The organism is Mucilaginibacter lappiensis (assembly GCF_900155965.1).
GTDB lineage: Bacteria > Bacteroidota > Bacteroidia > Sphingobacteriales > Sphingobacteriaceae > Mucilaginibacter > Mucilaginibacter lappiensis.
The window spans coordinates 1-9,375 of the sequence record NZ_FTMG01000032.1; the positions used below are offsets into that span (position 1 = coordinate 1).

General features: G+C 43.3%; 4 protein-coding genes. 1 reads left to right on the forward strand and 3 read right to left on the reverse strand.

The features are described 5' to 3' along the window. Positions 1-364: 364 nt before the first annotated feature. From BW976_RS28735 to BW976_RS28745, 3 genes are all read right to left on the reverse strand, one after another. Positions 365-1,732, reverse strand: a complete 1,368-nt coding sequence (locus tag BW976_RS28735) for an exonuclease domain-containing protein (protein ID WP_076379134.1) — start codon at positions 1,730-1,732, stop codon at positions 365-367. Positions 1,733-2,021: 289 nt separating this feature from the next. Continuing rightward, positions 2,022-3,854, reverse strand: coding sequence for a membrane protein insertase YidC (gene yidC, locus BW976_RS28740; protein ID WP_076379136.1), 1,833 nt, complete (start codon positions 3,852-3,854; stop codon positions 2,022-2,024). Between the two features lie 196 nt (positions 3,855-4,050). After that, complete coding sequence (locus BW976_RS28745; protein ID WP_076379138.1) at positions 4,051-5,661, reverse strand: CTP synthase; 1,611 nt, start codon at positions 5,659-5,661, stop codon at positions 4,051-4,053. Positions 5,662-6,003: 342 nt separating this feature from the next. On the opposite strand from BW976_RS28745, the gene BW976_RS28750 reads away from it, so the two are divergent. After that, the gene (locus BW976_RS28750) at positions 6,004-9,039 is read left to right on the forward strand and encodes a glycosyltransferase family 117 protein (protein WP_221283475.1); all 3,036 of its coding nucleotides are present in this window, start codon (positions 6,004-6,006) and stop codon (positions 9,037-9,039) included. The last annotated feature ends 336 nt before the right edge of the window (positions 9,040-9,375 follow it).

Consider the following 9,375-nt stretch of genomic DNA (forward strand, 5'->3'; position numbering starts at 1 on the left):
GCATCACTGCAAAATCCAGTTCGTTTTTTGACACATCGGTGCCGATGAAATAGGTGAATTCCATAACTTTGCTTTTGATTGTTAATAAATCAAGATTAACCTGTTTAAACACAATCAATACCTTACTAATGAGCCTGAGAACTCTAATTTCTATTTGATGCTTGTTTAAACAAACTGACAGAGGATTGAATCGAAGTATAGGCCTTTAAGCCTGGTAAGTCTTTTAATGTGCCTCTGTCGGTGTTAATCTTTTTAACAAAAATCGGAGTTGTTAACAAAGAAAAAGAAGCAAAAAGAAAGCTTCAACAATAATAACAACTCGTTTATTCTTGTTGAAGCTAATCTAAAGGTATGTCTTTCCTAATCAGGAAGCAAACACCACCATCCGTTCCGGATAACGTGTGGCATAATTGGATACAATATTCTTGATATAGTCATTACCCGGGTATGGGGTCAGGTAATTTTTGAGTTGCTGAATATTATCGGCATCAAAATAATGAGATATATAGCCCATTCCGTAAAACTGGCCCTTTTCAACCAAAATGCAGCTATGTTCATCGCCGGTACGACCTTCATCGCGGATGGCATAGGTAGGTAAGGCTTGCTTTAATTGGTCAATGGCGGTATTTACTCTGCGGTTGTAATCATCAACGGTTTCCACACCTTCGCAGGCACAGGAACTGCCCGCAACGCTGGTACATAGGTCCTGATTCTTTTGAATAAAACATAGCTTTGGGCAAAGCTCAAAACTCTCAATCAGCTTGTTAAGCAGATTGTAACCATCAAGCAGAGAATTGCAGGTATATATCGGGTCGCTGTATTTGCGGTATTTGTCTACAGCTATGCGCAGGTAGCCGCGTTGATCTTCAAAAGCGTATAAGCAGTAGGCATTCTCAAAACGTTTCAGAGAGCGGTTATATTTGGGCCACAGGCGCTTGATCTCGATAGCTTCCAATACAAAAGCAATCAGTTCGGTACCACAAATCTGGAAAGTTACCTGGTGTATGTTTCGTAGAAATTCCTGTCGCTGCAAACCGGGGTTATTGCCGGTAAAATGACTGCTTACCCGTTTCTTCAGGCTTTTGGCCTTACCTACATAGATCACTTTGCCCTTTTGATCATGAAAGTAATATACACCAGGCATATAAGGCAGCTGGTCAATGTCTTTTTTGGGAAGATTCGGAGGAAGCAATTGTTCCTTGGATCCCTGCTTCAGCGCTCCTTTAATATGACCTTCTGTATCGCTGTTCAGCAGCAGGGTAAATAGTTCGGCTGTGGCTTCGGCATCACCACCGGCACGGTGACGGCTTTCGTTATCGATACCCAGGTGCTTGCATAAGCGCCCGAGGCTATAGGAGGGCAGCCCGGGTAATATTTTTCGACCCAGGCGCACGGTACACAGTTTGTTGCATTGCAGATCGTAACCGGCCGCAGCTAAATGATAACGTACAAATGAATAATCGAAATTAACATTATGGGCAACAAATATCTTACCGTGGATAAGGTGGTAAATATCAGCAGCCACATCTTCAAACGGAGGGGCTTTCTGCACCATTTCGTTAGTGATACCGGTTAAGGCACTGATATAAACGGGTATCTCCCTAAGTGGGTTTACCAGCGACTGGAAACGCTTAACTACCTTTTTGCCATCGTGTATGCATATGGCAATTTCGGTAATGCCATTTGCGCTGGCATGGCCCCCGGTGGTTTCGATATCGACAATTGCATACATAGTTCAAATGTAATATATTTTGCTAATTATTTTAGTGTTTTTTTAGATAAGAGGATTAAAAAACGCGTCATTGCGAGGTACGAAAGCCCCCTCTAAATCTCCCCCGGAAGGGGAGACTTTGGAAAATATTTTAAAGCCCTCCCTTCCGGGGAGGGTTGGGTGGGGCTGTAGCTTAGTACTTCGCAATGACGCGTTAATATAAAAAAGCCCTGAAAGATTCATCTTTCAGGGCTTTTTTTGTTGTCTTTGTCTTTTAGTCCTTTGTCCCAAAGTCCCAAAATCAAAAAAATTATTTTTTCTTAGGTTGTACTTGTTGCTGACGCATCATTTCTTCCATGCGGGCTCCAAAACCTGATTTCTTTTTCTTCTCTTCAGGTTTCTTTTTATTTTCCTGGATCTGGGCATGGATCTTTTTATCATCAACCATGAATTTAATCAGGTATTGTTGTAAAAAGGTAAGCATGTTGGCCAGGAAGTAATAATAGTTCAAACCGGCAGGATAGCTGTTCAGGGTAACCAGGAATACGATAGGGGTGATATAACCGATGTATTTCATCTGGCCTGTAGCACCCGATATCTGGTTGTTAAAATAAGTATAGATCAGCGTTGATATCGTCATCAGCAAACACATTAGGCTGATGTGGCTTATACCACCCAATATAGCTATCGGAGCAAAGGTGATCACCGAATCATAGGTCGAAAGGTCATGCATCCACAAAAAGCTTTCGCCACGCAGCTCAAACAAGCTTGGGAAAAAGCGAAAGAAGGCAATCACTATCGGCATTTGGATCAATAGCGGTAAACAACCACCCAATGGGTTTACGCCAGCCTTTTTATACAGTTTTAAATATTCCTGTTGTAAAAGGGTAGGGTTATCCTCCCCAACTTTAGCTTTGATCTCATCCATCTCCGGCTTCAGCACACGCATCTTAGCCATAGAAAGGTATGATTTATAAGTAAGCGGTGATAATACCAACTTAAGTACAATGGTCAATACTAAAATAATCAGGCCATAATTCCAGTTAAACTGTTTCAGGAAATTAAATACCGGTAGTACGGCAAATTGATTAATGTATTTTAACGGTCCCCAACCCAGGTTAACCAATTTTTGCAGGTCAGATCCCTGAGCCTTTAAGGTTGAATAACGGTTAGGGCCGAAGTAAAACTCCATAGGTACACTGCCATCGGCACTGCGCGCAATGGTCAGGTCGGCTTTCATTTGTTTAACGTCGGCAGTATCAGCTACATCAGTTGATACGCTTATGTTTGAACGGCTGATGCTGTTTTTAACTAACAACGCGTTTGAAAAAAAGTGCTGTTTAAAGGCAACCCATTGCATTTTTTTATCGCTGATGTCTTTCTGGTCATCCTTGGTTTCGCTCAAATAATCAACCTGTCCTTCGGTATTAAAATAGTATACGGTTGAATACTGACGCTCCTGCTTCATATCCTTTTCCTGTTTGTGCAGGCTGGCTGCCCAGTTCAGGTTAATGTTGCCGCTGTTATTGATGATGCCGTCAAGCCCGGTTGGCTTAATGGTTAGGCCCAGTTTATAGCCGGTACCCTTTAAGCTGTACACATAGTCAATGTACTGGGTAGGGCTGTAGCTTAAACGTAAGGTAACCGAAGCAGAATCTTTTTCGGCAACTTTAAGTTCAGGTGCACTTGGCGTAAAATAATAGTTGTCGGTATTGATAGGAGTATTACCTGCCGTGAAATTTAAACCAAAATGATTTTGATCGCCACTGAAAAGTATAAGCGGCTTTTTATCAAAAGTTTTAAAGTTCTTTAATTCAACCGATGCAACTTTACCGCCTTTTGTGCTCAGCTTTACCAATAGCTCTTTGTTCTCTAAGGTTACCACTTTTTCGCTGCCTACAGAGGCTGCTCCGAAAGGGCTTTTCAGTAAGGCTGAATCAATTACCTGGGCTTTAGTGGTATCTGTTTTGGCTGCTGCTGTTGCCGCGGCGGTTTTTGCTTTAACTAAACCCTTTCTTATGGAGTCCTGCTGCTGTACCAGTCGCTCTTTTTTAAGTTCGGCATCAGATGGCTTCAGAAAATAAATTGAGCCAGCAATAATTGCCATGATCAGGAATAATCCTGTAAATGTATTTTTATCCATTATCTATTGTATCGAATGATCAGTTTTTTGTCAGTTATTGATCATCACTGTTAATTTTTTTGTCTTTGTTGCTTAGATCGATGCCATCTTCATACACTATATATTGCTTAGAGTTATCGTCAGCAGGTATGTTACGATGCTTTAGCTCAATTCATAGTATACTCAGAACGCGTCCAGGCGTTATAAATATCTGTATTTACTTCTTGCGGGCATAAGCCAGCGAAGCGGCGACAAAGTTAATAAAAAGTGGGTGTGGATTAGCAACTGTTGATTTTAATTCAGGATGAAATTGCGCACCTACGAAAAATGGGTGATTTTTCAGCTCCACAACCTCTACCAGGCCATTATCAGGATTGATGCCAGATGGTGTTAAACCGGCGGTTTCATATTGTTTAAGATAATCGTTATTAAACTCATAACGATGTCTGTGACGTTCCGAAATATGGGTTTTTCCGTATATGGCGGCCGCTTTGCTGCCCTTTTTCAAGTCGCAGGCATAAGCGCCCAGGCGCATGGTACCGCCTTTGTTGGTGATGTTTTTCTGATCCTCCATCATACCGATTACAGGGTAGGGTGTTTCCGGGTTCATTTCGGTGCTGTTGGCATTATCCAAGCCTAAAACATTACGGCCAAATTCCACAACCGCGCATTGCATACCCAAACAGATACCAAAGAACGGGATATTGTTTTCGCGTACATGACGTATGGCTTGTATTTTGCCCTCAAAACCACGCTCACCAAAACCTGGGGCAACTAATACACCATGCATGCCTTTTAATTTTTCGATAGCATTTTCGGGCGTTAATTGCTCCGATGGGATATACTCAACCCTTACTTTACACTCCATTTTAGCGCCGGCGTGTATAAACGCCTCGGTGATAGATTTATAAGCATCCGGAAGTTCCACATATTTACCTACCAAAGCAATGCGCACATCGGCAGTAGGGTTTTTTAAACGACCCAGGAAATCTTTCCAGCTTTCCAGGTCAGGCTCGTTTTTGTGGGGGAGTTTAAGCTTGGTTAGTACCGTTTTGTCTAATTGCTCTTTCAGCATCAGTAAAGGCACATCGTAGATAGTTGATGCATCTATTGACTCAATAACCGCGTTAATATTTACATTACAGAACAGTGCTATTTTTTTACGGATATCGTTGTTAAGTGGATGTTCGGTACGGCAAACCAATATATCGGGCTGTATACCATACTCCAGCAGCATTTTTACGGAGTGTTGGGTAGGTTTTGTCTTTAATTCGCCTGCGGCAGCCAGGAAAGGCACTAATGTTAAATGGATAACCAAAGAGTTGCCTGAGCCATTTTCCCACCTAAACTGGCGTACAGCCTCAATGTATGGTAACGATTCGATATCACCTACGGTGCCACCCAGTTCGGTGATCACGATATCGTACTCGCCGCTTTCACCCAGTATGCGGAAATTTCTTTTGATCTCGTCGGTAATGTGCGGTACAACCTGTACGGTTTTACCTAAAAAAGCACCCTCACGTTCCTTATTGATCACATTTTGGTAAATACGACCTGTAGTAATATTGTTTGCTTTGGAAGTAGGGGTATTTAAAAATCGCTCATAATGGCCAAGGTCCAGATCTGTTTCGGCGCCATCTTCTGTCACATAGCACTCTCCGTGTTCATATGGGTTTAATGTTCCCGGATCAATATTGATATAGGGATCAAATTTTTGGATAGTGACGCGATAACCGCGAGATTGAAGGAGTTTGGCTAAAGAGGCTGAGATAATACCTTTTCCTAACGACGAGGTAACGCCGCCCGTAACAAAAATATATTTAGTCATGATTTTGTGTAAAGTGGCACCTTTTTTAAGTGGTACCAATTGTTTGTGTACGGGATACAAAAGTATGAAAATTTTTGGGTTTCGCCTTAATAATTATTGAATTATTGATTTAGTGAGTTAGTGATTTAACAGGATGTATTTTCAGTTTACCGAATTATACATTTTATGCTCAATGATATACTCCGGCAATGCCTGCTGATCAATATCTTACGCTATTCACTTAAAATCAATGTGTTAAAATGTGTTAAAAGATGTTAAGGTATGTTAATGTCCATGGATTTTTAACCCTTTACCCCGAAATTGGTGCTCAGTTACATATGACTAAACTTTACAACCTTATTTATGATACATTACCACAAGATCAATAACCTGTTTGGCTGGCTTTGCCTCCTGATTGCTTTTACCACCTATGTTTTAACCCTGGAACCCTCTGTTAGCTTTTGGGATTGCGGCGAGTTTATATCCTGCGCTTACCGCCTGCAGGTATCGCATCAGCCGGGTTACCCGATGTTTGCCATGCTGGGTAAATTGTTTTCCTTACTCTCTTTCGGCGATAATACCAAGGTGCCTTATTTTACTAACCTGGGGTCGGCACTGGCGAGTGGGGTAACGGTGATGTTTTTGTTTTGGACAATAACCGCCCTGGCTAAAAAACTGATGGTGGCCAAAGACGAGGACATCAGTTCATCGCAAATGATCGCCATCATGGGCGCCGGCCTGGTAGGGGCACTGGCCTTTGCTTATACCGATACCTTCTGGTTTTCGGCGGTGGAAACCATTGTTTTCGCCTTATCGTCATTGTGCACAGCAGTAGTGTTTTGGGCCATACTCAAATGGGAGGCACATGCCGATGAACCCGGCGCCGATAAATGGATAGTGCTGATAGCCTATATCATGGGTCTTTCTATCGGCATACATTTACTTAACCTGCTTACCATACCTGCTATTAGCATGGTTTATTATTTTCACCGGTATAAGAGTCCTACCATAAAAAGCAGCATCGTGGTGTTTCTGATCAGTATTGTGATCCTGGGCCTGGTGCAATACGGCATCCGGGAATATACCATCAAAATAGCCGCTTACTCCGATCTGTTTTTTGTAAACACCCTGGGTCTGGGTTTTGGTAGTGGCGCGGCGTTTGTTTTTGTAGCCATTATCGTGTTATTGGTTATCGCTATCAGGTATAGCATCCGCCATAAAAAAACGGCATTGAACCTGGCACTGGTATGCCTGGCCTTTATCTATTTTGGCTATGGATCATTTATATATACCCCTATCCGGGCTGCCGCCAATACCAATTTGAACAATACGCACCCGGATAACGCGTTTGCATTGAATAGCTACCTCAACAGGACGCAGTATGGCGATAATCCCCTGCTTTACGGCGCGCAATTTGACGCCAAAGTAATTGACCAAAGCGAAGGCAGCGCCATGTACCGCAAGGGGCGGAACCGCTACGAGGTGTATGGAAAAAAGCAGAATTATGTGTTTGATCATAATACCCTTATGCCCCGTATGCACAGCACCGAAGGCGACCAGGACTTTGCACAAAACGTACAATTCTACAAGCAATGGCTTAAGCTGCCCGATGGGCAAAGCCCAACCTTTGCCGATAACATGAAATGGATGCTGAGCTGGCAGATGTACCAGATGTACTGGCGCTATTTTCTGTGGAACTTTGTTGGCCGGTATAACGATCTGGACGGGCAAACCAGCACAGCGTCGACCGATGGTAACTGGACGTCGGGCATATTTGACGGGGCCCGTCATCTGCCTAAATCTATCATCAATTCAAACACTTATACCCCTTTATATGCCCTGCCATTGGTGCTTGGCTTATTAGGAATGATTTATCATTTTAAACAACGCCGGGGCGATGCCACCATTATAGCCCTGCTTTGGTTTTTTACCGGTCTGGCTATTGTGTTGTATGTGAATCAGGTTAACCTGCAACCCCGCGAACGCGATTACTCCTACGTAGGCTCGTTTTATGCTTTTGCTATTTGGATTGGATTGGGTGTGCTGGCTCTTTATGATGCCGCACGCCGCAAGATAAACGCGCGCAGCGCGGCGCTGGCATCGGTGGTAACCTGTCTGTTGGTTGCCCCCGTATTGCTGGCCCGGCAGGAATGGGGGGATCATGACCGGTCCACCAAAATGATCCCGCATGATATGGCCTACAATTTCCTGATATCCTGCCCAAAAAATGCTATCCTGTTTACCTTCGGCGATAATGATACCTATTCGCTTTGGTATGATCAGGAGGTGGAAGGTATCAGGCCCGATGTGCGCATTGTATGCAACAGTTTGCTGGGGATGGACTGGTATATACACCAGATGGATAAGCCGATGAATCAATCGGCACCTTTACCATTAACCATGCCCTTTGAAAAATACAGATTAGGCACACGTGATGTAATTGCTTATAACGATGCCAAGATACCCGGATCTGTAGATGTAAAGGACGTGTTTGATTTTATTACCTCGGATGATAGCCGAACCAAAGTGCAGTATCAGAACGGTGAAACCATGAACTATCTACCCACCAAAAACTTTAAACTAACTATCAAGCCCGATGAAGTGCTGAAGAACGGAGTAATTACGGCGCAACAAAAAGATAAACTAACCAAAGAGATGGAGTGGAAATACCCCACTAATTATATATTTAAGGATAACCTGGCCATTATGGATGTTATCGCCCATAATAACTGGCGCAGGCCTATCTGCTTTAGCCTTGGCTTCGGACCCGAAAGTATGGGCGGTCTGCATCCATATGCGTACAAAGAGGGTTTTGTTTATCACCTGATACCGTTTGAGGCCGATACATCTGTACAAAACCAATTGAGCAAGGTAAACAGCCAGGTTATGTATAACAATGTAATGACCAAGTTTAAATTCGGCAACTTTAAATATGCCCGGTATCTTGACCCTATTGCCAAAACCGAGTTTTACCCTTTCATGGAAACCACCTTCCACGACCTGGCCCAGGGATTGATTAAAGATGGCCGGAACGACCTGGCGCTGAATGTGCTGCACAAGTTTGATCAGGAAATGCCGGACATCAACCCGAATATCGATTCGGCCCACCGTAAACTGATGCTGGCACAGGTAGCCTATAAACTGAATGATAAGGAACTGGCCAACCGCTATGTAAAAGGTATTGATAGTTATTTGACCGATCAATTGGCCTATAATTATACGCTATTGCAAAATAAACCCGAAGCGCTGAATTCCAACGAAGTGCAGTTTCAGCTGTATGTATTGAACGGATTGGCCGATACTACTAAAAACTACAAGGAAACCGCCCTGCATCATCAGTATCAGGCACAACTGGACGATTATGGCAATAAGTTCGCGGCTTTGTTGAATAGGCAGTAGCCGGCAAGTAAACAAGGGCGTCACCCTGAGTTTTAAAATCCGGGGGCCTTTAAGGGTTCAATGACATTATCTTTGCAAAGCCGTGCAGTGTGGCCGTCTAAGTTATAGTGCATTTTTGCCTGTCCCTGAGTATGGTTCTGAAGCAATGAGTCTAAGGGTATGGTACAACACTAACTGTGTTTGTCCGATGGGTAGCCTGTCTTTTTCTTTACACTCCTTCGGGCACGGCTTATTAACGATAAGTCAACAGGATGGAAAAGATGCATCATCATGCAGCCGGTATAGATATCGGCTCGCGTAAGGTATTTGTAGGATTGGAAAACAGTCCGGTACGCT